General features: G+C 73.2%; 20 protein-coding genes. 12 read left to right on the top strand and 8 right to left on the bottom strand.

Features of this window, described 5'->3' with window-relative positions; translation table 11 throughout:
• Positions 1–18 precede the first annotated feature (18 nt).
• On the bottom strand, positions 19–1,227 hold the full coding sequence (locus FS793_RS04170) for an aminotransferase class I/II-fold pyridoxal phosphate-dependent enzyme (RefSeq protein ID WP_144718866.1): 1,209 nt from the start codon (positions 1,225–1,227) through the stop codon (positions 19–21).
• Positions 1,228–1,318: 91 nt separating this feature from the next.
• Here FS793_RS04170 and FS793_RS04165 point away from each other — a divergent pair, with 91 nt between their 5' ends.
• A complete protein-coding gene (locus FS793_RS04165) occupies positions 1,319–2,920 on the top strand; it encodes a S1C family serine protease (protein WP_144718864.1) in 1,602 nt (533 codons plus the stop codon).
• A 99-nt stretch (positions 2,921–3,019) separates the two neighbouring features.
• Positions 3,020–5,710, top strand: coding sequence for a CDP-glycerol glycerophosphotransferase family protein (locus tag FS793_RS04160; protein ID WP_144718862.1), 2,691 nt, complete (start codon positions 3,020–3,022; stop codon positions 5,708–5,710).
• A 22-nt stretch (positions 5,711–5,732) separates the two neighbouring features.
• On the opposite strand, the gene FS793_RS04155 is transcribed toward FS793_RS04160, so the two are convergent.
• Positions 5,733–6,797 (bottom strand): glycosyltransferase family 2 protein, encoded by a 1,065-nt coding sequence (locus tag FS793_RS04155; protein WP_260980010.1) that lies wholly within the window; start codon positions 6,795–6,797, stop codon positions 5,733–5,735.
• Between the two features lie 64 nt (positions 6,798–6,861).
• Between FS793_RS04155 and FS793_RS04150 the strand changes: the two genes are divergently transcribed.
• Positions 6,862–8,154 carry a CDP-glycerol glycerophosphotransferase family protein gene (locus FS793_RS04150; protein ID WP_144718858.1) on the top strand — a complete coding sequence of 431 codons (1,293 nt, stop codon included), beginning with the start codon at positions 6,862–6,864 and terminating at the stop codon, positions 8,152–8,154.
• Positions 8,155–8,175: 21 nt separating this feature from the next.
• Here the strand turns inward: FS793_RS04150 and FS793_RS04145 are convergent, their stop codons facing one another.
• The 4 genes from FS793_RS04145 to FS793_RS04130 form a co-directional block, all read right to left on the bottom strand.
• Complete coding sequence (locus tag FS793_RS04145) at positions 8,176–9,075, bottom strand: hypothetical protein (protein WP_144718856.1); 900 nt, start codon at positions 9,073–9,075, stop codon at positions 8,176–8,178.
• Positions 9,072–9,809, bottom strand: a complete 738-nt coding sequence (locus FS793_RS04140) for an ABC transporter ATP-binding protein (RefSeq protein WP_186329311.1) — start codon at positions 9,807–9,809, stop codon at positions 9,072–9,074. The genes FS793_RS04145 and FS793_RS04140 overlap by 4 nt, the downstream gene beginning before the upstream one ends.
• On the bottom strand, positions 9,809–10,615 hold the full coding sequence (locus tag FS793_RS04135) for an ABC transporter permease (RefSeq protein ID WP_144718854.1): 807 nt from the start codon (positions 10,613–10,615) through the stop codon (positions 9,809–9,811). Before FS793_RS04135 ends, FS793_RS04140 begins: the two co-directional genes overlap by 1 nt.
• A gap of 61 nt (positions 10,616–10,676) precedes the next feature.
• The gene (locus tag FS793_RS04130; RefSeq protein ID WP_144718852.1) at positions 10,677–11,366 is read right to left on the bottom strand and encodes an NTP transferase domain-containing protein; all 690 of its coding nucleotides are present in this window, start codon (positions 11,364–11,366) and stop codon (positions 10,677–10,679) included.
• Between the two features lie 188 nt (positions 11,367–11,554).
• Between FS793_RS04130 and FS793_RS04125 the strand changes: the two genes are divergently transcribed.
• Genes FS793_RS04125 through FS793_RS04115 form a run of 3 tightly spaced genes read left to right on the top strand, consistent with a single transcriptional unit; the run spans position 11,555 to position 14,791 of the window.
• Positions 11,555–13,096 (top strand): ABC transporter ATP-binding protein, encoded by a 1,542-nt coding sequence (locus tag FS793_RS04125; RefSeq protein WP_144718851.1) that lies wholly within the window; start codon positions 11,555–11,557, stop codon positions 13,094–13,096.
• Positions 13,072–14,514, top strand: coding sequence for a hypothetical protein (locus FS793_RS04120; RefSeq protein WP_144718849.1), 1,443 nt, complete (start codon positions 13,072–13,074; stop codon positions 14,512–14,514). Before FS793_RS04125 ends, FS793_RS04120 begins: the two co-directional genes overlap by 25 nt.
• A gap of 4 nt (positions 14,515–14,518) precedes the next feature.
• Positions 14,519–14,791: a DUF3039 domain-containing protein gene (locus FS793_RS04115; RefSeq protein WP_144718847.1), complete on the top strand. Its 273-nt coding sequence runs from the start codon at positions 14,519–14,521 to the stop codon at positions 14,789–14,791.
• Positions 14,792–14,827: 36 nt separating this feature from the next.
• On the opposite strand, the gene FS793_RS04110 is transcribed toward FS793_RS04115, so the two are convergent.
• Positions 14,828–16,117 (bottom strand): nicotinate phosphoribosyltransferase, encoded by a 1,290-nt coding sequence (locus FS793_RS04110; protein ID WP_260980008.1) that lies wholly within the window; start codon positions 16,115–16,117, stop codon positions 14,828–14,830.
• A gap of 35 nt (positions 16,118–16,152) precedes the next feature.
• Here FS793_RS04110 and FS793_RS04105 point away from each other — a divergent pair, with 35 nt between their 5' ends.
• The 6 genes from FS793_RS04105 to FS793_RS04080 are packed head-to-tail and all read left to right on the top strand — an operon-like array spanning position 16,153 to position 20,083.
• Positions 16,153–16,752 (top strand): GNAT family N-acetyltransferase, encoded by a 600-nt coding sequence (locus tag FS793_RS04105; RefSeq protein WP_144718845.1) that lies wholly within the window; start codon positions 16,153–16,155, stop codon positions 16,750–16,752.
• 10 nt (positions 16,753–16,762) lie between these two features.
• Positions 16,763–17,599, top strand: a complete 837-nt coding sequence (murI, locus tag FS793_RS04100) for a glutamate racemase (RefSeq protein WP_144718843.1) — start codon at positions 16,763–16,765, stop codon at positions 17,597–17,599.
• A 3-nt stretch (positions 17,600–17,602) separates the two neighbouring features.
• Positions 17,603–18,325, top strand: a complete 723-nt coding sequence (gene rph / locus FS793_RS04095; RefSeq protein ID WP_144718841.1) for a ribonuclease PH — start codon at positions 17,603–17,605, stop codon at positions 18,323–18,325.
• A complete protein-coding gene (gene rdgB, locus FS793_RS04090) occupies positions 18,322–18,921 on the top strand; it encodes an RdgB/HAM1 family non-canonical purine NTP pyrophosphatase (protein ID WP_144718839.1) in 600 nt (199 codons plus the stop codon). Before rph ends, rdgB begins: the two co-directional genes overlap by 4 nt.
• A gap of 9 nt (positions 18,922–18,930) precedes the next feature.
• Positions 18,931–19,617, top strand: a complete 687-nt coding sequence (locus FS793_RS04085) for a metal-dependent transcriptional regulator (protein WP_144718837.1) — start codon at positions 18,931–18,933, stop codon at positions 19,615–19,617.
• A 1-nt stretch (position 19,618) separates the two neighbouring features.
• Positions 19,619–20,083, top strand: coding sequence for a GNAT family N-acetyltransferase (locus FS793_RS04080; RefSeq protein WP_144718834.1), 465 nt, complete (start codon positions 19,619–19,621; stop codon positions 20,081–20,083).
• Between the two features lie 171 nt (positions 20,084–20,254).
• Here the strand turns inward: FS793_RS04080 and FS793_RS04075 are convergent, their stop codons facing one another.
• Positions 20,255–21,595, bottom strand: coding sequence for an HNH endonuclease signature motif containing protein (locus FS793_RS04075; protein WP_144718832.1), 1,341 nt, complete (start codon positions 21,593–21,595; stop codon positions 20,255–20,257).
• Positions 21,596–21,755: the final 160 nt, after the last annotated feature.

Below are 21,755 nucleotides of genomic sequence, written 5' to 3'. Positions count from 1 at the left end.
CCCCGACGACCCGACCGGCTACGACGAGGGCGCCTGCGCGAGCCCGCGCAGCGCGCCGAGCCGGTCGACGGCGTCGCGCAGCACCTCGTCGCGCTTGCAGAACGCGAACCGCATCCACGGCCTCAGGTCGTGCCGCGAGGCGCGGGCGAACGGCGCGAGCGGCACGCCCACGACGCCCGCGAGCTCCGGCAGGCGCCTGGCGAGGTCGGTGGCGTTCGCGAATCCGAGGCCCGTCCCGTCGGCGAGCACGAAGTACCCGGCCTGCGCGTCCGGCACCGTGAAGCCCACCGAGCGCAGCCCGCGCGTCAGCAGGTCTCGCTTGCGGGCGAACGTGGCGGCGAGCGTGTCGAACGCCTCGTCGTCCATGCGCAGCCCCGCGGCGATCGCCGGCTGGAAGGGCGCGCCGTTCACGAACGTCAGGTACTGCTTCACCGACAGGATCTGCGTGACGCGCTCGGGCGTCGACACGAGCCAGCCGACCTTCCACCCGGTCGTCGAGAACGTCTTGCCGCCCGAGCCGATGGACACGAGCCGGTCGCGCGCGCCCTCGATGGCTGCGATGGGCACGTGCCGACCGTCGTACACGAGGTGCTCGTAGACCTCGTCCGTCACGATGAGCGCATCGCGGCGCTCGGCGCAGCGCACGATCTCTCGCAGCACGTCCTCGTCGAAGACGACGCCGGTGGGGTTGTGGGGCGAGTTCACGATGACCATGCGCGTGCGCGCGGTGAACGCGCGCTCGATCCGATCGATCTCGGGCTCGAAGGTCGGCGGCGAGAGAGGGATGGGCACGAGGCGCGCGCCCGCGAGCCCCGCGATCGCCGCGTAGGCGTCGTAGTACGGCTCGAAGACGACGACCTCGTCGCCCGGCTCGAGGTAGGCGAGCATCGTCGCGGCCAGGGCCTCGGTGGCGCCCGCGGTCACGAGCACCTCGGCCGTCGTCGTGCCGAGCCCGTACCACCGTCGCTGATGCTCGGCGACGGCCTCGAGCAGCTCGGGGTGGCCGCGTCCGGGCGAGTACTGGTTGACGCCGTCGCGGATGGCGCGCTGCGCCGCATCGAGCACGACGGCGGGTCCGTCGAAGTCGGGGAAGCCCTGGCCGAGGTTGATCGCGCCCGTGCGCGTCGCGAGCGCCGTCATCTCGGCGAAGATCGTCGGCGCGATCTCACCCGTCGATCCCAGCAGCCCTGCGGCTGCCGCCGTCCTCCGCCACGGTGCATCGGTCATGCCCCCACGGTAGCCGACGTGCAGGCGGCGCCCAGGTTCCGAATCCGCGTCTTGGACTCCGCATAGGGATCGCACTGACTCGAGGCGTGACATGGTGCACATGACGAACGACGAGCGCGGCCAGGTGCCGCCGGACCACGCGACCGGTTGGCCGCACGAGCCTCAGCAGGAGGCCGCCTGGGGGCAGGCCTCGCGCGAGGTGCCCCCGCCGCCGCCGGCGCAGCAGTCCGCGGCAGCACCCCAGCAGCCGGCGCAGCCCGCTGCCTCCGTGCCGCCGGTGCCCCGTGCGCCGCAGCAGCCGTCGAACCCGTGGCAGCAGTCGGCCGCCGCGCCGCAGCAGGCCACCGGGCAGCACGTGCCGAACCCGGCCGGCGCGCAGCAGCACCAGCCGGTGCACCACCCGACCGCGCCGCAGTCGACCTGGCAGCAGCCGGCGTCCACCAGCGCCTTCGGCCCCCAGGGTCCGCAGTCGTCTGCCTTCGCACACGCGCCCGGCACGGGCGGCACGGCACCGACCACGCGCCGCAGGCGCCGCCGCCCCATCGCGGCGCTCGCGCTCGCGGGCCTGCTCGGCGGCACGGTGCTCGGCGGCGCCGCGGGCGCCACTGCCGCGACGCTCGTCGCGCAGCACGGCGGCACGTCGTCCTCGTCGGCTGCGAGCGACGTCACGATCACGGGCGCCTCGGCGACCGACCCGCAGACGATCGCCGACGTCGCGCAGACGGCATCGCAGTCGGTCGTCACGATCTCGGCCGTCTCGTCCGCCGGCTCCGGCACGGGCTCGGGCGTCGTCGTGGGCGAGGGCGGCATCATCGTCACGAACAACCACGTCGTCACGCTCGACGGGGCGGCCTCCGACGCGACGATCACGGTCGAGACCTCCGACGGCCAGCTGCTGCAGGCCACGGTCGTCGGCACCGACCCCACGGTGGACCTCGCGGTGCTGCGCGTCGACGCCGACCTGCCCGTCATCACGTTCGCCGACTCCGACTCCGTGTCGGTGGGCGACACGGCCATCGCGATCGGCGCCCCGCTCGGCCTGTCGAACTCGGTGACCGATGGCATCGTGTCGGCCGTCGACCGCGGCCTGCAGATCTCGTCGAGCGCGACGCAGGATCAGGACTCGGCCCAGTCGCAGCAGTCGCCGTTCGGCTTCTGGAGCCAGCAGGGCGCGCAGGCGGCGCAGGAGACCATCTCGATCCCCGTGATCCAGACGGATGCGTCGATCAACCCGGGCAACTCCGGTGGCGCGCTGCTGAACGCGGCGGGCCAGCTGATGGGCGTCAACGTGGCGATCGCGTCGATGTCGTCGAGCGACTCGTCCTCGCAGGCGGGATCGATCGGCATCGGCTTCGCGATCGAGGCGTCGCTCGTGCAGCGCGTCGTCGACGAGATCGTCTCGACCGGCACCGCGACGCACGGCCTGCTGGGCGCGTCGGTGAGCGACGTGACGGATGCGAGCGTCGGCCACACGGGTGCGCAGCTCGCCGAGATCACGGCGGATGGGGCCGCAGCCTCGGCGGGTCTGCAGTCCGGCGACGTCGTGACGGCCGTCGACGGCACGCCCGTCACGAGCGCGACCGACCTCACGGCGCAGATCCGCGCCGAGGCGGGCGGCTCGACCGTCACCCTCACGATCCTGCGCGGTGGATCCGAGCAGGACGTCGACGTGACGCTGGGCACGCTCTCGTAGGGCGGCGCCACGAGACGACGCGGCGCGTCATCGCTGAGGCGATGACGCGCCGCGTCCTCGTATGCTTGCGACATCGCACTCCAGGTCTCGCGGCGCACGTTGCGCACGCTGCTCGCCCTGCCGGCCGTCGCGCTCGGCGCAGCGGCCTCGCTCGTCGTCCCGCGGGACCGACGCCGCTGGGTCGTCGGCTGCGGCTCGGGCGTCGGCGAGGGGGCGCTGCCGCTCGCGCTCGCAGCGCAGGCCCGCGGCGACGACGTCGCGTGGGTCGTGCGCACCGATCGGGACGCCGCCGACGCCGCCGCCCACGGCATCCGCACGGTGCGGGGCTGGGGCGCCTTCGTCGCGACGCTGCGCGCCGGCGTCGTCGTCGTCACCCACGGGTTCGGCGACGTGTCGCGGGCCGGCGTGCACGGCGCCTACGTCGTGCATCTGTGGCACGGCATCCCGCTCAAGCATCTGCACCGGGATGCGCCGGGCTGGCTGCGCATCGCGGGCGTGCCCGACGTCGCGCCCGTCCGCCGGCTGCTGCGCGAGGCGCATCGGCGATCGGCCTCGCGCATCCGGCTGCTGCCCGTCGCCTCGGAGCGTGCGGCGAGCCGCATGCGCTCGGCGCTGGGTCTCGGCGCCGAGACCGTGCGCGTGCTCGGGGATGCGCGCGTCGACGTGCTCGCGCGCGGCGACGAGCCCGCCGTGCGCGCCGCGGCGACCGCGCTGCTCGACCGCTCGGGCGCGCACGGCCGCGCGACGGTGCTCTACGCGCCCACGTGGCGCGACGGCAAGCCCGACCCCGCCGTGCCGACGGTCGACGAATGGCAGCGCATCGCGACGTGGCTCGACGCGCACGACGCGCGCCTCGTGGTGCGCTCGCACCCGCACGGCCTCGGCGACTACGCGGCGGGTGCCGCGTCGAGCGACCGGATCGGGCTGCTGGGCCACGACCGGCTCGCCGACGTCACGCCCGCGCTGCCGGGCGTCGACCTGCTCGTCACCGACTTCTCGTCGATCGCCTACGACGCCGCGACCCTCGACATCCCCACGCTGCTGCTCGCCCCCGACGTCGCCGCGTACGCGGTCTCGCGCGGGCTCTACGACGCCTACGCGACGTTCTCGGGCGGTCGGCACGAGCGCACGTGGGATGCGCTGCTCGCGTGGGCGAGCGACGTCGCGGAGCCCGGTGCGGCGCGCGACGAGCGTCTCGCGCACGCGCGCGTGCTCGTCGCCGACCACGTGACGGCGTTCGGCGGCTCGACGCAGCGCGTGCTGCAGGCGATCGACGCCGCGCTCGGCCACGGCGAGCCGCCCGCGGAGCCGACGGCACCCGCCTCGGTCGTCGCCGTGTGGCGCGACGGCGAGCGGATGCGGCTGCGCATCGACGCCGGGTCGACGACGCCGGTGGGCGTGCGCCTGCGCGGTGCGCGCGAGACGATCGACGGCGAGCTCGTCGTCGGCGACGCCGTCGAGGCATCCGTGCCGCTGACGCGCTCGCGCTGGGGTGGTCCGCGGCTCGTGCTGCCCAGCGACGCGTACGTCGTCGAGGTGCTCGACGCCGCGGGCGCGCGCATCGAGCTCGCCCCGCCGGCGTCGCTGCCGCGGCCCGAGCTCGCTCTCGACGCGCGCATCGCGATCGAGCAGCGCGAGGCATCGCTCGCGATCGTGCTCGCGCCGCCGCTCACCGACGCCGAGCGCGCGCCCGGTGCGCAGCGTGCGCTGCAACGGCAGCATCTCGGCAGCCCCGAGCCGCAGCGCGCCGTCATGCTCGAGGCGTTCTACGGCACCGCGGCGTCCTGCAACCCCGCCGGCATCGACCGCGCCCTGGCAGCGCTGGCACCCGACGTCGTGCGCGCCTGGTCGACGGTCGACGGCTCCGTGCCGATCCCTGACGGCACCGTGCGCGTCGTCGAGGGCACCGAGGCCTGGTGGCGCATCCGCGGCGGCGCCCGCGCGCTCGTCGTGAACGACTGGCTGCGCAAGCGGCACCGTCGCATGGCGCACCAGCGCGTCGTGCAGACCTGGCACGGCACGCCGCTCAAGCGCCTCGCGCTCGAGCGCGACGGCCAGGGCCTGCGCACGCGCATCGCCTCCATGCTGGAGGGACGGCGGTGGGACGTGCTGCTGGCGCAGAACCCGTTCGCGGCGGAGCACCTGCGCGCGGCCTACGCCTTCCGCGGCGACGTCTGGGAGCTCGGCTACCCGCGCGGCGACGTGCTGCGTGCAGGCGACCGCGTGGCCATCCGCGCCCGCCTCGGGGTGCCCGACGACGTTCGCGTCGCGCTGTACGCGCCGACGTGGCGCGACGATCGCGTCGCCGTCGTCGACCACGTCGACGTCGCGGCGCTCGCGGCACGACTCGGGGAGGGGTGGCGCGTCGTCGTGCGCGGTCACGCGCGCTCCCACGCGGGCGGCGGGCTCGAGCTGCGAGGTCGGGGCGTCGTCGACGCCACGACGTATCCCGACGTCGCCGAGCTGCTCGTCGCCGCCGACGTGCTCGTGACCGACTACTCCTCGGTCATGTTCGACGCCGCGGGCATCGAGCTGCCGACGGTCTTCGCCGTGCCCGACCTCGACGACTACCGCGACCGCCTGCGCGGCTTCACGTTCGACCTCGCCGAGATCGCGCCCGGCCCCTTCGCGCGCACGCTCGACGAGGTCGTGGACGCCGTGCTCGCCGCAGGCCCGGGCGACGGCTGGGACGAGCGGCGACGAGCGTGGCGCGAGCGGTTCGCCCCGCTCGACGACGGCCGCGCGGGGGAGCGGGTCGTCGAGCGGATGCTCGCCGAGGGCATCCTCTAGGCCGACGCAGCGTGCCGGTCGGTCAGCCGGGCAGCCCGCCCTCGCTGCGCGACGTGTCGCGGTTCGTGCCCGCGCCCCGCACGACGCCCTGCAGGAATCCCGCACCCCACGCGAGGTGCATGACGGCGACGACGCCCGCGAAGCGCAGACGCTCGCCGAGCGAGCCCGGCGTCGTGACGACGGCGCCGGCGAGCAGCACGAGGTACGCGGCGGGTGCGAGGCCCAGCAGCGCCGAGACGACGGCGAGCCACGTCGGCACCGTGGCGACGAGCGCGACGACCGCGGTCGCGAGGCCCACGAGCACCGAGAGCGCGACGGCGACGACGAGCGCGGGCGGCACGAAGAAGCGGACGCCGTTGCTCGCACCGATGCGGCGCACGAGCTCGCCTCGCCACACGCCCGTCGAGTGGAACTGGCGCGCGAGCTTCGGCCACGTCTCGCGCGGCCAGTACGTCACCTGCAGCGCAGGATCGAACCACACGAGGTGGCCCGCCTGCCGCAGGCGGTAGTTGAGCTCCCAGTCCTCGCCGCGACGCAGCGACTCGTCGTAGCCGCCGACCGCCTCGAGCGCGTCGCGCCGGAAGACGCCGAGGTACGCCGAGTCCGTCGGGCCGGCCTCGCCGCCCAGGTGGTACGAGCCGCCGCCGAGGCCGATGCGCGACCGGTAGCCGCGCGCCACGGCGCGCTGCAGGGGCGTGTCGCCCGTCGCGAGCATGAGGCCGCCGACGTTCGCCGCACCCGAGGTCTCGAGCGCGCGCACCGCGAGCCGCGTGTAGTCGGCCGGGATCTGCGTATGCGCGTCGACGCGCACGACGACGTCGTGGCGGCTCGCGGCGATCGCGAGGTTCAGGCCGATGGGGATGTCCATGCCCGGATTCGGCACGAGCCGGATGCGCGCATCCTCGGACGCGAGCCGCTCGGCGACCGCGTTCGTCCCGTCGGTCGAGGGCCCGAGGGCCAGCACGAGCTCGCGCTCGCCGGGGTAGTCCTGCGCCATGACGGTCGCGACGGCGCCGGCCAGGTAGCGCTCCTCGTTGAGCACGGGCATGACGTAGGAGACGCCGGGCCACGCATGCTCAAGACTCACCGAGCAAGCATGGCAGAACCGTCGCGCGCGAAGCCGTGCGCGCGACCGCCGTAGGCTGGAGACCATGCCGCTGCGCCGCGACCTCGCCGCTGCCCGCCGACTCCTCCGGAACGGGCTCACCTCCCGACGGAACCGGGCGGAGGTGGCGCGCACCCGAGCGCAGCACGAGACGACGCATCCCGGCGACGTCGAGATCGTCGTCTACTACGCCGACGGCCCCGTGAACCTCTATCAGCTGCGGCAGTGGTACGAGCCGCTGCGCGAGCTCGCGAAGACCCATCCCGTCGGCATCCTCGCTCGCAGCCCCGGCGCGGCGCTGGAGCTGTGGCAGGAGACGGACCTGCCGGTGTGGTCGGTGACGCAGGTGAGCGACATCGAGCGGTTCCTCGAGCACCGCGGGCCGCGGCTCGTGCTGTACGTGAACCAGAACGCCAAGAACTTCCAGATGCTGCGCTACGGGCGCATGTGGCACGTGTTCATCAACCACGGCGAGTCCGACAAGATGTACATGACCACGAACCAGTTCAAGGCGTACGACTACGCGCTCGTCGCCGGACAGGCCGCGCGCGACCGGCTCGGCGCGAAGCTGTGGGACTACGACCTCGAGCGCCGCACGCTCGAGATCGGTCGCCCGCAGGCGGACCACTTCCTCGGCGACGTGCCGTACCCGCACGACGACCGCCGAGTCGTGCTCTACGCGCCGACGTGGGAGGGCGACCGACCGGCAGGCGCCTACGGCTCGATCGCGTCGCACGGCCTCGACCTCGCGGCCGCCGTGCTCGCGAGCGAGCGCCATCGACTCGTCTACCGCCCGCACCCGCGCTCCGGCGTGCTCGATCCGGAGTACAAGGCGGCGCACGAGCGCATCGTCGCGATGATCCAGGCGGCGAACCGCCGCGACGCCGATGCCCAGCACGTCTACGACGACGGCCCGCAGCTCGGCTGGCAGCTCGCCGACGCCGACGTCGCCATCACCGACGTGTCGGCGATGGTCTACGACCGCCTCGCGGTCGGCAAGCCCATCCTCATCGCCCGCCCGGTCTCCCAGGAGGCCGACGTCGACGAGCGCGGCTACCTCGGCGCGTGCGAGTGGCTCGAGGCCGGCATCGCCGATCCGCTCGCCGAGATCGACCGCGTCGCCGAGGACGGCGAGGCGCTCGCCCGCCTCGAGCGGTGGAGCACGCACTACTTCGGCGACACGACGCACGGCAGCGCCACGACGCGCTTCCACGTCGCCATCGAGCGACTGCTCGCCATCTGGGCGGAGCATGCCGCGCGCCACCGCACCGACGCGTTCGAGGTCGAGGTCGACGACGACGCGCCGCCGGTCGGCGAGGAGGACGGCCCGACGCCGTAGCGCCGACCGGCCGCTCGCGGCCTAGGTGGTGGGCTCGCCGTCCTGCGGCTGCTCGCCGTCGGCTGCGCCGTCGTCCTTCGGCTTCCGCCGCAGGCGCTCGAGCGCACGACCGCCGAACCCGGGCCTCTGGTTCGCGTCGTAGCCCTGCTGCATCCGCTCGCGCGCGCCGCGGGGCAGGCGCTTGGGGCGCTGCGCCTTCGGCAGCGGCTCGAGGTCGGGGTCGAACCACGCGGGCGGCGGGCCGAAGGCGTCGCGCGCGTTGCGCACGATGTGGCGACCGAGGATGTGGTTGCCGACGCCGCCGACGACCGCGCCGATGCCGAACGGCAGGGCTCGGCCCAGCATCGACCTGCCGGTCTGCGCCGTCATGCGCTTGAGGAACGCGCGCTTGAGGTAGTCGACGATCGTGTTCGCGACGAAGCCCGATGGCAGCGTCGTCGTGATGAGCTGCCCCCAGAACGCGTCGTTCGCGGCGCCGCGGCCGAGCGACTGCTCGGTGACGCGCCGCACGAGCGACGAGCCCTCGGAGCCGAGCATGAGCGACATCACGAGCGCCTTCGAGCGCTCGGGGTCGCGCACGTGGAGGCCGTGCACCTCGGTGACGGCCTGCGCGAAGAACGCGCTCGCCTCGAGGAACGCCACCGTCTCGGCGACCGTGAGGCCGAGGGATGCGGCGGTGCCGACGCCCGGTGCGACGGCCGTCGCGCCGACGGCGGCGCCCGACGTCGACACGGCGGCGAGGTACTGCTTCTCGAGGCGCGCGATGAGCTGCTCTGGCGAGAGCTGCGGATTCTTCCTGCGCACCTCGCGCAGGTGGTTCACGACGAGCGGCCGCTGCTTCTCGACGACCGCGTCGATCGTCTTCACGAGCCATCCCATGTCCTGCTGGGCCTGCGGCTCCTGGTGGCGTCCTTCGGTCATGCCTTCCCCCCGTGCTCTCGTCCGTAGCGCTCCAGCACATCCTCGATGGGGCCGTCCAGGACCAGACCCCCCTTGTCGAGGTACAGCCCCCTGGTGCAGAAGCGCTTCAGGTCGCGTTCGTTGTGCGAGACGAGGAAGAGCGTACGGCCTTCGGCCAGCAATGCCTCGATGCGTCGGTAGCACTGCTCTCGGAATGCCTTGTCGCCGACCGCGAGCACCTCGTCGACGAGCAGGATCGGCTCGTCGAGGCGCGACACGACCGAGAACGCCAGGCGCACCTTCATGCCGCTCGACAGGTGCTTGTAGGGCGTGCCGACGAAGTCCTCGATGCCGGCGAAGCCGATGATCTCGTCGAAGGCCGCATCGATCTCGGCCTTCGTCATGCCGTGCAGGCCCGCGGTGAGGTACACGTTGTCCTTCACCGTGAGGTCCTGCACGAACCCGCCGGTGATCTCGATGAGCGGAGCGACGCCGCCGTGCACGTCGACGGTGCCCTCGTCGGGCAGCACGACGCCTGCCACGAGCTTGAGCAGCGTCGACTTGCCTTGGCCGTTGCGGCCGACCACGCCGATCGCCTCGCCCGCCTCGACGCGGAACGACACGTCGCGCAGCGCCCAGAACTCGCCGGGCCGCGTGCGCCGCGTGCGCCCTGCGAAGAGGTCCTTGAAGGAGCGCCTGGCGGACCGCGTGCGCTTGAACCGGATGCCGAGCCCGTCGACCTGGATGACGGCCATCAGACCTCCTTGAGCACCGCGCGGATGCTCCTGCGGAACACGAGCACGCCCACGACCAGCACGAGCACCGTCATGCCCGCGGAGATGCCGACGGCGGTCCAGTCGAGCGCCTCGGGGAAGAACGCCGAGCGGTAGATCGAGAGGATGCCCGCCATCGGGTTGAAGGAGCCCACGATCTGCAGCTGCGGGGGCAGGTCGTGGAGGCCGTAGACGATGGGCGTCGCGTAGAACGCGAACCGCAGGATGAGCTTCACCGCGCGCTCGAGGTCGCGGAAGAACATCGTGAGGGGAGCGACGATGAGCCCGATCCCGAGCACGAGCGCCGCCTGCAGCACGATGCCGAGCGGGAACAGCAGCGCCTCCCAGCCGAGCGTCGCGCCGGCGAAGATCGCGAAGAGGGCGAGCACCGGCAGCGACGCGAGGAACTCGATGCCCTTCGCCAGCGTGAGGCGGGCGACCCAGATCGTGGGCGGCACCTTCGTCGATCGGATCAGCCTGGCCTCCTTGATGAAGGCCCGGGTCGAGTCGGAGACGGCGCCGCTGAGCCACATCCACGGCAGGAGCCCGCCGATGAGGAACACGATGTACGGGTGGAAGCCCACCTGGCGCTCGAAGACGATCGTGAAGACGAAGAAGTAGATCGCGCTCATCGCGAGCGGATCGAGCACCGACCACAGGTAGCCGAGGAACGAGGTCGAGTACCGCACGCGCAGGTCGCGCGAGGTGAGCAGCCAGAGGCTGTGGCGGTATCGACGAGCCCGCGACCAGGAGTCGCGAGCGTGCGTCGGAGCGGTCACGCTCGTCATCCTAGGTCGCCGGACATGCAGCGACGCCGGTCGCCTCTTCGGCGACCGGCGTCGGATGCGATCAGACGTAGAGGTTCGCTCGGTCGAGGTCCTCGGCGAAGTCGACCTCCACCGCGAACAGGTCGGAGATGTCGAGCGGCTGGACGCGGATGCCGGCCTCGGCGATCGCGGTCTCGATGCCGCGCTCGAAGTAGTCCTGCGCGTCGCAGCGCTGCAGGTGACGGATGAGCGTCGCCTTGTCGGTCGACGAGATGAAGTTGATGCCGATCGCCTCGCCGAGACCGCCCTTGACGGTCTTCGACAACTCCTTGATGTCGCCGCGGGCGTCGAGCGTGTACTTGACCTCCTCGTCGGAGACCTTCGAGGTGTCGACGGCGACCGTCGACTGGTCGGCCACGACGCGGTCGGCGACGCGGGCGAGCAGGCCGGGGTGGAAGACGACGTCGCCGTTCATCCACAGCACGCCGCCGGGCTTCGAGGCGCGCAGCGCGCGCAGCAGCGACTTCGACGTGTTCGTGACGTCGTACTCGTCGTTGTAGACGTACGTGTTCTCGGGGAACGCATCGATGATGTGGTCGGCCTTGTAGCCGACGACCGTCGTGATGCGGGCGTCGTCGAACGCGGCGCGCACGTTCTCGACCTGCTGCTGCATGATGGTGCGGCCGTCGTTGAGCACCGTCAGGCTCTTGGGCAGCGAACGGCCCAGGCGCGAGCCCATGCCTGCTGCGAGGATCACGATCTGCGTGGTCATTGCCTTCTCCAATGCGGTGGTGGGGCAGCACCAGACTGGCCTGTTCCCCTGACGTTCACCCAGGTCACACCTGGGAGACACCTCACTGTGCCGTCCTCCAGAGTACCAAACGCTCGTTCTGCAGGTCCAGGGTGCGCGGATGTGGATCGAGCCGTGCGCTCGTGCGGGCCCTTGCGTACGCTCGATCCATGGAGCCGGTCGACGGGCAGCAGCACGGCGCGTCGCCCGCGCGCGGGCTGCGCGGCGCGTGGCGGTCGCTCGTGTCGGGGCGCAGCGGCGATGCGTCGACGAGCGTCCAGGTGGAACCCCATACGGTGGATGGCGTGGGTGCCGGAGATCAGAGACGACCGTTCGCGGAGCTGAGTCCGGAGGAGCAGGCGGAACGTCGCCGCGAGGCGGCGCGCAAGGCTGCGGCGACGCGCGCCCGCAACCGTGCGCGACAGGCGACGCAGGCCAAGGCGCAGGCGCACGCCGCCGCCCAGGCCCCGCCGGCTCCCGTCGAGGCCCAGCCCGAGCATCCCGAGCACGTCGAGCCCCCCGTCGAGCCGGCGGCGGACGTCGAGGCAGCGTCGAGCGTCGAGTCCGACTCCGAGTCCGAGATCGTCGTCGAGCAGGTGCAGACCGCCGAGCCGGAGCCGGCGCCCGCGCCCGAACCCGAGCCCGAGCCCGAGCCCGAGCCGATCGTGCAGCCCGAGCCGGAGCCCGAGCCCGAGCCGGAGCCCGAGCCCGAGCAGATCGATGAGCCGGAGCCGGTCGTGGAGCCCGAGCCCGAGCCGGAGCCCGCTGCGCCCGAGCACGGCGAGGCCCACGTCTCCGACGACGCAGTCTCCGACGACGCAGTCTCGGACCACGCAGTCGACGACCACGCCATCGACGACGACGCGACCGAGGAGCCCGTCGAGGTCGTGGGCGTGCAGTCGGCCGCCGACGAGCAGCCGGCCTCCGAGCCCGCATCCGCGAGCACCGCATCCGCCGATCCGGCCGTCGTGCTGCGTCTCGCGGGCGTCACGCGTCGGTTCGGGTCGACCCTCGCGGTCGACGACGTGCACCTCGAGGTGCGCGCGGGGGAGTGCCACGGCATCGTGGGCCCCAACGGCGCCGGCAAGTCGACGACCGTGTCGCTCGCGGGCGGTCTCATGCGCCCGTCGTCGGGCACGGTCGAGGTCGGCGGCGTCGACGTGCGCTCGCGCGGCGTGCAGACGCAGCTCGGCGTCGTGCCCGATCGCATGCGCCTCTTCGACCGCCTCACGGGTCGCCAGCTGCTCGTGCACGCCGCGCTGCTGCGTCGCGTGCCGCGCAAGGAGGCCATCGTGCGCGCTGCGACGCTGCTCGAGCGCTTCGACCTCACGCCCGACGCCGATCGCCTCGTCTCCGACTACTCGATCGGCATGCAGCAGCTCGTCGGCATCGCCGCCGCGCTCATCCACGCGCCGCGCGTGGTCGTGCTCGACGAGCCGTTCGAGTCGATCGACCCCGTCGCGACCGACACGATCCTGTCGATCCTCGGCGACCTGCGCCGTCGCGGCGGGGCCGTGGTGCTCACGAGCCACGACATGGCGCTCGTGGAGCGCGCGTGCGACCACGTGGTCGTGCTGCAGGACGGCGTCGTGCGCGCCTCGGGCCCCATCGACGACGTGCGCGACGGCCTGAGCCTCGAGGACCGCTTCACCCGACTCGTCGGCGCGTCGCCGCATCAGGAGCTGCCGTGGCTCTCGCCGTCGCTCGACTGAGGCTCGCCGCCGTCGCGGCGCTGCGGCACGATCCTCGCGGGGTCGTGCGCGCCGTGCTGCCGTGGCTCGTCGCGCTCGTGCTCGCCGCCGCCGCGATCACGCTCGCCGTGCGCAGCACGTTCCCCTCCGTGCTCGCGACGACCGTGATGGTCGTCGTCGCGGCGGGCGTCGGCCTCGTCGGCGCGAAGGACGCCGCGCTCGATCCCCGCGCGTTCCGCGGCATGGCGACGCCGGGCGCCGTCGCGCTCGGGACCGTGCTCGGTGCGCTCGTCTCGCCCCTCACCGTCGTGGCGCTCGGCGTCGGCATCGCGTGCGGCATCGACGAGGGCACCGGGCTCGCCGCGATCGCCGCGCCGCTCCTCGCGATCACCGTCGCGCTCGTGCGGCTCGTCGCCGACGTCGGCGCCGCTCGCGACACGTGGCCCTGGACGGCGGGCGCCGTGCTCGTCGTCGTCGCGCTCCTCGCGCTCGCGCCGTTGCTCGGCGGCATCGCCACCGGTCTCGCCGTGCTGGCGTCGTCGCCCTTCGCCGCCGCCACCGGATGGCTGCTGGTGCCCGAGCGCATCCTCGTGGCGCTCGGCACGATCGTGGCGCTCGCCGCCGCGTGGCTCGCGATCGTCGCGTGGCGCATGATCCGCGTGGGCCGCCCGCGCCTGCGCGACCACCTCGGGCTGCTGCGCGCGTCGCCGGCGCAGCCGTGGGCCGTCGTCGTCGCTCGCACCGTCACCGGCTGGGCGCGCGACCGCCGCTACCGGGCCAACGCCGTGCTCATCGTCGTGCTGCCCGTGCTGCTCGCGATCCCGCTGTGGCTCGCCGGGCTGCCGCGCGAGACGTGGACGCTGCTGCCCGTCGCCGTGCTCGCGCTGTTCGCAGGCTGGTCGATCCACGACGACACCGCCTACGACGGCTCGGCATGGTGGATGCACCTCGCCGCACGCGTGCCCGGCTGGCAGGACCGCCTCGGCCGCGTGCTCCCGCTCGCCGTGGTCGCCGCGGCGCTCGTCTCGGTCGCCGCCGTCGTCGGCGTCCGGCTGCACGGCGACCGCGAGCTGCTCGCTCCCGTGCTCGGCGCCGCCCTCGCGCTGCTCGGCTCCGCCCTCGCCGTCTCGTCGGTCGTGAGCGCCCGCTGGCCGTACGCCGTCTCGGGTCCCGAGGCGAGCGTCTTCCAGGCTCCCGCGGCGCAGACGTGGACGGCACCGCTCACCCAGGCGGGTGCGCTCGTCGCCTCGGTCGCGCTGTCGGCGCCCATCCTCGCTCCCGTCGTGCTCGAGGCGATCGACGCGCAGGCGACGGATGCGCAGTGGGGCTGGATGGGCGCGGGCTACGGCGTGCTCGTCGTCGTGGTCGGCATCGCGCTCGGCGGCTGGATCCTCGACCGCCGCGGGCCCGAGGTGCTCGCCGCGGCCATGCGAGACTGAGCACATGAGCGATCCCTCGACCCCTGGAACGCCTGGCGGCACCGACGTGCTCGACCGCGAGCTCGAGGAGCTGCTGCGGCAGGAGCAGGTGGACGACGGCGACCACGACCGCTTCTCGCACTACGTGAAGAAGGAGAAGATCCTGCAGTCGGCCATCACGGGCAAGGCCGTGCGGGCGCTGTGCGGCAAGAAGTGGACGCCGGGGCGCGACCCCGAGAAGTTCCCGATCTGCCCCACCTGCAAGGAGATCTACGAGGGGCTCAAGGGCGACGACTGACGCCCGACGCCGACGGCTCGTCGGCGCCCTCCCGCCTCAGCGGAACACCGTGGGGATGACCGGCTCGCCTCGTGCGAGACGGGTCGCGTCGCCCGGCAGCTCGGCGATCGCCGCCGCGCAGCGCTCGCGTGCGGCGGCCACGCCGGCAGCACCGCGATGCTCCTCGGCGATCGCGCCCTGCTGCACGAGCGGCATCTGCAGCGCACGCCCGATCGACGCATCCGGCTCGCCGCCCACGAACACGGTCTCCTCGGTGGCGACGCCGCCGACGAGCGTGCGCACGGCGGTCTTCTCGCCGCCGTGCGACGCCTTGCCGTCGGAGCGCTTCGCGACGTCGACCCACGAGCCGTCGTCGGCCTGGTGCGCGACGAGCTTGTAGACCATGCCTGCGGCGGGGGAGCCCGAGCCCGTCACGACGCTCGTGCCGACGCCGTACGCATCCACGGGGCTCGCGCCGAGGCCCGCGATGGCGTACTCGTCGAGGTCGCTCGTGACCGTGATGCGCGTGTCCTTCGCGCCGAGCGCGTCGAGCTGCGCACGCACGCGCTGCGCCGTCTCGACGAGGTCGCCCGAGTCGATGCGCACGCCGCCGAGGCCCGTGCCCGCGACGCGGATGGCCGTCTCGACGCCCTGCTCGATGTCGTACGTGTCGACGAGCAGCGTCGTGCCGACGCCGAGCGCCTCGATCTGCGCCGCGAACGCCTCCTCCTCGCTGTCGTGCAGCAGCGTGAACGAGTGCGCGGCGGTGCCCATGGTGGGGATGCCCCACGCGGCGCCCGCCGCGAGGTTCGACGTGGCGCGGAAGCCCGCGATGTACGCGGCGCGTGCGGCGGCGATCGCTGCATCCTCGTTGGCGCGGCGCGAGCCCATCTCGGAGAGCGGGCGGCCCTTCGCGGCTTGCACCATGCGCGTCGCCGCGTTGGCGACGGCCGAGTCGTAGTTGAGCACCGACAGCGCGACCGTCTCGAGCACGACGCACTCCGCGAACGAGCCCTCGACGACGAGCAGCGGGCTGCCGGGGAAGTACGCCTCGCCCTCGCCGTAGCCGCGCACGTCGCCCGTGAAGCGGTAGTCGGCGAGCCAGTCGAGCGTCGCGTCGCTCACGACCCGCTCGGATCGCAGGAACGCGAGGTCGGCGTGGTCGAAGCGGAACCGCTCGATCGCATCCAGCAGCCTGCCCGTGCCGGCGACGACGCCGTAGCGGCGTGCTCCTGGCAGGCGGCGCGCGAACGCCTCGAAGACGCTGGGCCGCAGCCCCCGCCCGCTGGCGAGGGTCGCGTCGATCATCGTCAGCTCGTACCGGTCGGTCTGCAGTGCCGTGGTCACGGAGCCAGCCTATGCATGCCTAGGCTGGATCGGTCATGGACGCCGCATCCTCCGCTCCGCCCCACGAGTCCGCAGACGCTGCCGCACCGGCCGCCGACGCCGTCCCCTCCGTCGTGACGCTCGACCCGGCCGACGCCGCCGCGTGGGCCCGCTTCGTCGCGATCGAGCGCGCCCGCACGTACGAGGGCATCGTGCACGACGGGTTCCTCGAGGGCCTGCTCGCGCATCTCGCCGACGAGGCGGAGGACATCCGCGCCGAGCTCGCCTCCGGCGTCGGCCGCTACGCCGTCGCATGGCGCGACGGCGCGATCGTGGGCGCGGCGTCGTCGACGGCGTCGCCCATGGCGTGGGAGGAGGGGCTCGGCTTCGGGCCCGCACCCGCCGAGCGCGCGCTCGACGCCCTGTACGTCGCGCCGTCGGCGCACGGATCCGGCCTCGCCGACCGGCTGCTGACGCTCGTGCTCGACGACGCCCCGACGATGCTGTGGCTCATCTCGGGCAACGAGCGCGCTCGTCGCTTCTACGAGCGCCGCGGCTTCGCGATGTGGGGCGACGAGCACTCGACGGGCCCGACGTGGAACCACGTGCCGATGCGACGGATGCTGCGAGCCGAGCCGCCCGCGGCCCGCGGCTAGGCTGGACGACGTGCAGCAGCGCCCGATCGGAGTCTTCGACAGCGGGCTCGGGGGGCTCACCGTGGCCCGTGCGCTCATCGACCAGCTGCCGAACGAGTCGATCACCTACATCGGCGACACCGCGAACGGCCCCTACGGTCCGCGGTCGCAGGACGAGGTGCGACGCCTCGCGCTCGCCGCGCTCGACACGCTCGTCGAGCAGGACGTCAAGATGCTCGTCATCGCCTGCAACACCGCATCCGCCGCGATGTTCGACGTCGCGCACGAGCGGTACGAGCAGGGGATGGGCATCCCCGTCGTCGAGGTGATCCAGCCGGCCGTGCGCGCGGCGATCCGTGCGACGCGCACCGGCGCGATCGGCGTCATCGGCACGGTCGGCACCATCGGCAGCCACGCGTACCAGCGTGCGTTCGCGACCGCCGGCATCCACCACGTCGACGCCGAGGCGTGCCCGCCCTTCGTCGACTTCGTCGAGTCGGGCGTCACGACCGGCGACGACGTGCTCGCCGCAGCCCGCACGCACCTCGAGCCGCTGCGCAGCGCCGGCATCGACACGCTCGTGCTCGGCTGCACCCACTACCCGCTGCTCGCAGGAGCGATCGGCTACGTCATGGGACCCGACGTGCGCCTCATCTCGAGCGCCGAGGAGACCGCATCCGACGTGTACCGCCGGCTGTCCGACACGGGGCTGCTCGCCCCGCCGACGACGCAGGCGACCTACGCCTTCGAGGCGACGACCGAGGCGCAGGAGCCGTTCCTGCGCCTCGCTCGCCGCTTCCTCGGCCCCGAGGTGACGCACGTCGAGTTCACGCAGACGGGGGTCATCGAGCTCCCGGAGAGGATCTGACGCATGGCACGCAAGGACGGCAGGACGGTGGACGCGCTGCGCCCCGTGACGATCGAGCGCGGCTGGTCCGCGCAGGCCGAGGGCTCCGCGCTCATCTCGGTCGGGAGCACGAAGGTGCTGTGCACCGCGTCGGTGCAGCCGAGCGTGCCGCGCTGGATGGCGGGCAAGGGCAAGGGCTGGGTCACCGCCGAGTACTCGATGCTGCCCCGGTCGACGAACGAGCGCATGGATCGCGAGTCGGTGAAGGGCCGCATCGGCGGTCGCACGCACGAGATCTCGCGCCTCGTCGGCCGCTCGCTGCGCGCCGTCGTCGACATGAAGGCGCTCGGCGAGCTGTCGATCGTCGTCGACTGCGACGTGCTGCAGGCCGACGGCGGCACGCGCTGCGCCTCCATCACGGGTGCGTACGTCGCCCTCGCCGAGGCGATCGAGTGGGCGAAGGCGCAGAAGCGCATCCCCGCATCCGCGAACCCGCTCATCGACTCGGTGTCGGCGATCTCGGTCGGCATCGTCGACGGCACGCCGATGCTCGACCTCGCCTACGTCGAGGACTCGAAGGCCGAGACCGACATGAACGTCGTCGTGACGGGCCGCGGCCTGTTCGTCGAGGTGCAGGGCACCGCCGAGGGCGCGCCGTTCGACCGCACCGAGCTCGGTGCGCTGCTCGACCTCGCCACGGGCGGCTGCGACGAGCTCGCTGCCCTCCAGCGCTCGGTGCTCGCATGAGCGGGGCGCTGGGTCGCGTCGTCGTGGCGACGCACAACGCGCACAAGGTGGCGGAGCTGCAGCGCATCCTCGCCGAGGACCTCCCGGGCGTCGTGCTCGAGGCGTACGAGGGCCCCGAGGCGGTCGAGGATGGCGTGACGTTCGCCGAGAACGCGCTCATCAAGGCGCGCGAGGCGTTCGAGGAGACGGGCGTGCCCGCCATCGCCGACGACTCCGGCATCGCCGTCGACGCCCTCCAGGGCGCACCCGGCATCTTCTCGGCGCGCTACGCGGGCACGCGCGACGACCGCGACAACCTCGAGCTGCTGCTCACGAACATGCAGGGCGTCGCCGACCGCGGCGCAGCCTTCGTGTGCGCTGCCGCGTACGTCGACGGCGAGCGCGAGCTCGTCGAGATGGGCGTGTGGCGGGGCTCGGTGCTCGAGGCTGCGGCCGGCGAGGGCGGGTTCGGCTACGACCCGATCTTCCAGCCCGACGACGCGCCCGTGTCGGCTGCGGAGCTCACGGCCGAGCAGAAGGATGCGCTGAGCCACCGCCGTCGTGCGTTCCGCGCGCTCGCGGCCGTGCTCGCGGCGCCCGCCGCATCCCAGGCTTAGCCTGTCGCCATGCAGACGACCGCGGTCGAGGACTACGTGAAGGCGATCTACGCCTACACGGAGTGGCAGCCCGAGCCCGTCACGCCCTCGCGACTCGCGACGAACCTCGGCCTCGCGGCGTCGACCGTGACGGAGATGGTGAAGAAGCTAGCCGCGCAGGGGCTCGTCGACCACCGGCCGTACGGCACGATCGCGCTCACCGAGGAGGGGCGTGCGCTCGCGCTGCGGCAGGTGCGCAGGCACCGCCTCATCGAGACGTGGCTCGTCGAGCAGCACGGCTACTCGTGGGACGAGGTGCACGACGAGGCCGAGGTGCTCGAGCACGGCATGAGCGACCGGCTCGTCGAGTCGATCGCGCACGCGCTCGGCGACCCCGAGCGCGATCCGCACGGCGACCCCATCCCGGCCGCCGACGGCACGACCCGCCAGCCGTCGGCGACGCTGCTCGCGGATGCGCACGACGGCTACGTGGGCACGGTCGTGCGGATCTCGGATGCCGACCCCGAGCTGCTGCGGTTCCTCGCCGACCAGGGCGTCGAGCTCGACGAGCGCATGCGCTACGTGGGCCGTGGCCGCTTCACGGGCGGGCTCACGATCGAGGTCGACGGCGCCGAGCACACGGTGGGCGACGACGTCGCGGCATCGATCTGGCTGTCGGCGCCGTGCCAGGAGACGACGCACCACCACGAGGGCTGACGTGGAGATCGTCGCGGGGCGGGACGCAGCTGCGACCGAGCGCATCCTGCGCTCGCTGCCGTCGTGGTTCGGCATCGAGGATGCGCTGCGTGCGTACGTGGCGCGGACGGCGATCGCGGACGCGTCGCTCGTCGCACGCATCGACGGCGAGGTCGTCGGCGTCGCGCTCGTCGAGCGCCGCCCGCCGGAGACGGCAGAGCTCGTGCTCATCGCCGTGCACGCCGACCACCGTGGCGACGGCATCGGTCGCGCACTCGTCGACGCGGCCGCGACCTGGGCAGGCTTCGCGGGTGCGTCGTCGCTCGAGGTGCACACGGTCGGGCCGTCGTTCGACGACGATGGCTACGCCGCGACGCGGGCGTTCTACCGCTCGTGCGGCTTCCTGCCCGTGCGCGAGGTCGACGGCCTCGACTGGGACGGCCCGACGCTCATCCTCGTGCTCCCGCTGGCGGCTTCCGTCGCGTGACGGAGGCGGTCGAGCGCCGACATCCGTAGCGTCGACCGCATGGACCCCGTCTCGATGATCATGGGCGGCGCGATCGCGTCGATCGTCTGGATCGCGATCTCGGCGAACCGCGCGAAGCCGGCACCCGAGCCCTGCGCGCGGGAGCACGTCGACGACTGAGCGGCGTCCGCGTCAGAAGGGCAGCTCGGAGTCGGGTGGGTCGGCCGCCGAATCGAGTCGCGGCTCGTGCACCTCGATGAATCTCGGCCCGACGGGTGGTGGTCGGTCGAGGTAGGCCTCGCCCAGTGGGGATCGCCAGTGCAGCACGCCCGGTGTCGGCTGGGTCACCGACCAGGCGGTGGCGTGCTTGAGGGTGTGGTGCCTGCGGCAGAGATGGGCGAGGTTGCCCAGGCTCGTGGTGCCGCCGTCCTCCCAGGCGATGGTGTGGTCGGCGTCGTCGTCGCGTGCCTTGGCGCCGCAGCCGGGGAAGCGGCAGTGCTGGTCGCGGGCTCGCAGGAGTCGACGCTGCGCCTCGGTGGGGCAGTAGGTGTCGACCTCGACCACCGTGCCGCGGACCGGGTCGGTCAGCAGCCGCTGCCAGGTCGCGGCGGCGCCGGCGAGGATGCGGGCGGTCTCCGCGTCGACGGGCTGGGCGCCGTCGAGCGAGCCGGGCGCGTCGGAGGTGCCGGTCATCGTCGTGACCGGCATCGTGACCTGCACGATCGGCGTGATCGTCGACAGAAGGCCGGCGTGCTCGATCTCGGCGCCGCCGGGCGTGCGCTCGATCGTCGGTGTGCCGGTGCCTGCGAGCAGCAGCTCGCAGAACGCGTCGGCCCGCCACTGCTGGATCGAGCGCGGGTCGTCCTTCGACTTGCCGCGCGCACCGGCGCGCAGGCGGTGGTCGATGCCGTGCGCGAGCACGGACGGCACGAGCGCGCCGAACCAGGACATGCCGTCGTCGACGTCCTCGACCGTCACCCGGCGCTGCTCACGTGCCGCGCGATGGCGGACGACGAGCGGCTCGGCGAGATGCGTGTCGGCCTCACGTCGGGCGACCTTGGACACCCGGGCAGGGGTCGTGGTTTCCGCGAGCGCGACCATCTGCTGCTCGAACGCAGCCCGCTGCTCGGGGGTGACGTCCGTGCTCGCGAGGACTCCGCCGGCCTCGGTGATCGCCCGCACGTGGCCTCGACCGATCCGCCCCTCGGCGAACGCGTCGAGCAGCACGGGCCAGGTGTCGACGAGCATCATCGCGTCGCCGATCTGGCGTTCGACCGAGCGGTCGGAGACCTGGGCCTGGGCTCCGATCTCGGCGGCGACGGTGCGCATCTCCATCGTGGAGCGCTCGCTGCTGGAGCCGCCGGCTCGGTGCAGGGCGAGATGGCCGAGCGCGGCGAGGACGCGCGTCTCGTGCGCCTCGAGGGCTTGCCTGCCGGTGCGGATCGCGGCGAGCTGGGAGAGCGCGTTGGCCTGGACGGCGTCGAGCGCGGCAGCGTCGGGACCCTGTCCCGTGCCTGCGATCTCCTGCGCCATGACCTGACTCTGCCAGCAACCACCGACATCGAAACCGGCGGTCGCGGGCGGGGTCGCGGAGGGTCCGGTGCCCCTTTCGAGGCTCGCTTCGCTCGCACCGCAAGGAGCGGTTGAGGAGGCGCGATCGAGAGGGAGAGAAGCGAACGGAAGGATTCGGTCG

The sequence above is a fragment of the Agrococcus jejuensis genome (assembly GCF_007679035.1).
GTDB classification, from domain to species: domain Bacteria; phylum Actinomycetota; class Actinomycetes; order Actinomycetales; family Microbacteriaceae; genus Agrococcus; species Agrococcus jejuensis_A.
The sequence above is the reverse complement of the archived record's forward strand: the minus strand, read 5'-3'. Positions and strand labels throughout refer to the sequence as shown.

Excerpts from the sequence above, each read along its gene's own strand:
- FS793_RS04165 (WP_144718864.1), top strand. The coding sequence starts at position 1,319 with ATGGTGCACATGACGAACGACGAGCGCGGCCAGGTGCCGCCGGACCAC.
- FS793_RS04115 (WP_144718847.1), top strand. The coding sequence starts at position 14,519 with ATGAGCGATCCCTCGACCCCTGGAACGCCTGGCGGCACCGACGTGCTC.
- FS793_RS04150 (WP_144718858.1), top strand. The coding sequence starts at position 6,862 with ATGCCGCTGCGCCGCGACCTCGCCGCTGCCCGCCGACTCCTCCGGAAC.
- FS793_RS04105 (WP_144718845.1), top strand. The coding sequence starts at position 16,153 with ATGGACGCCGCATCCTCCGCTCCGCCCCACGAGTCCGCAGACGCTGCC.
- FS793_RS04145 (WP_144718856.1), bottom strand. The coding sequence starts at position 9,075 with ATGACCGAAGGACGCCACCAGGAGCCGCAGGCCCAGCAGGACATGGGA.
- FS793_RS04130 (WP_144718852.1), bottom strand. The coding sequence starts at position 11,366 with ATGACCACGCAGATCGTGATCCTCGCAGCAGGCATGGGCTCGCGCCTG.
- FS793_RS04125 (WP_144718851.1), top strand. The coding sequence starts at position 11,555 with ATGGAGCCGGTCGACGGGCAGCAGCACGGCGCGTCGCCCGCGCGCGGG.
- rph (WP_144718841.1), top strand. The coding sequence starts at position 17,603 with ATGGCACGCAAGGACGGCAGGACGGTGGACGCGCTGCGCCCCGTGACG.
- FS793_RS04075 (WP_144718832.1), bottom strand. The coding sequence starts at position 21,595 with ATGGCGCAGGAGATCGCAGGCACGGGACAGGGTCCCGACGCTGCCGCG.
- FS793_RS04170 (WP_144718866.1), bottom strand. The coding sequence starts at position 1,227 with ATGACCGATGCACCGTGGCGGAGGACGGCGGCAGCCGCAGGGCTGCTG.
- rdgB (WP_144718839.1), top strand. The coding sequence starts at position 18,322 with ATGAGCGGGGCGCTGGGTCGCGTCGTCGTGGCGACGCACAACGCGCAC.
- FS793_RS04085 (WP_144718837.1), top strand. The coding sequence starts at position 18,931 with ATGCAGACGACCGCGGTCGAGGACTACGTGAAGGCGATCTACGCCTAC.
- FS793_RS04135 (WP_144718854.1), bottom strand. The coding sequence starts at position 10,615 with ATGACGAGCGTGACCGCTCCGACGCACGCTCGCGACTCCTGGTCGCGG.
- FS793_RS04140 (WP_186329311.1), bottom strand. The coding sequence starts at position 9,809 with ATGGCCGTCATCCAGGTCGACGGGCTCGGCATCCGGTTCAAGCGCACG.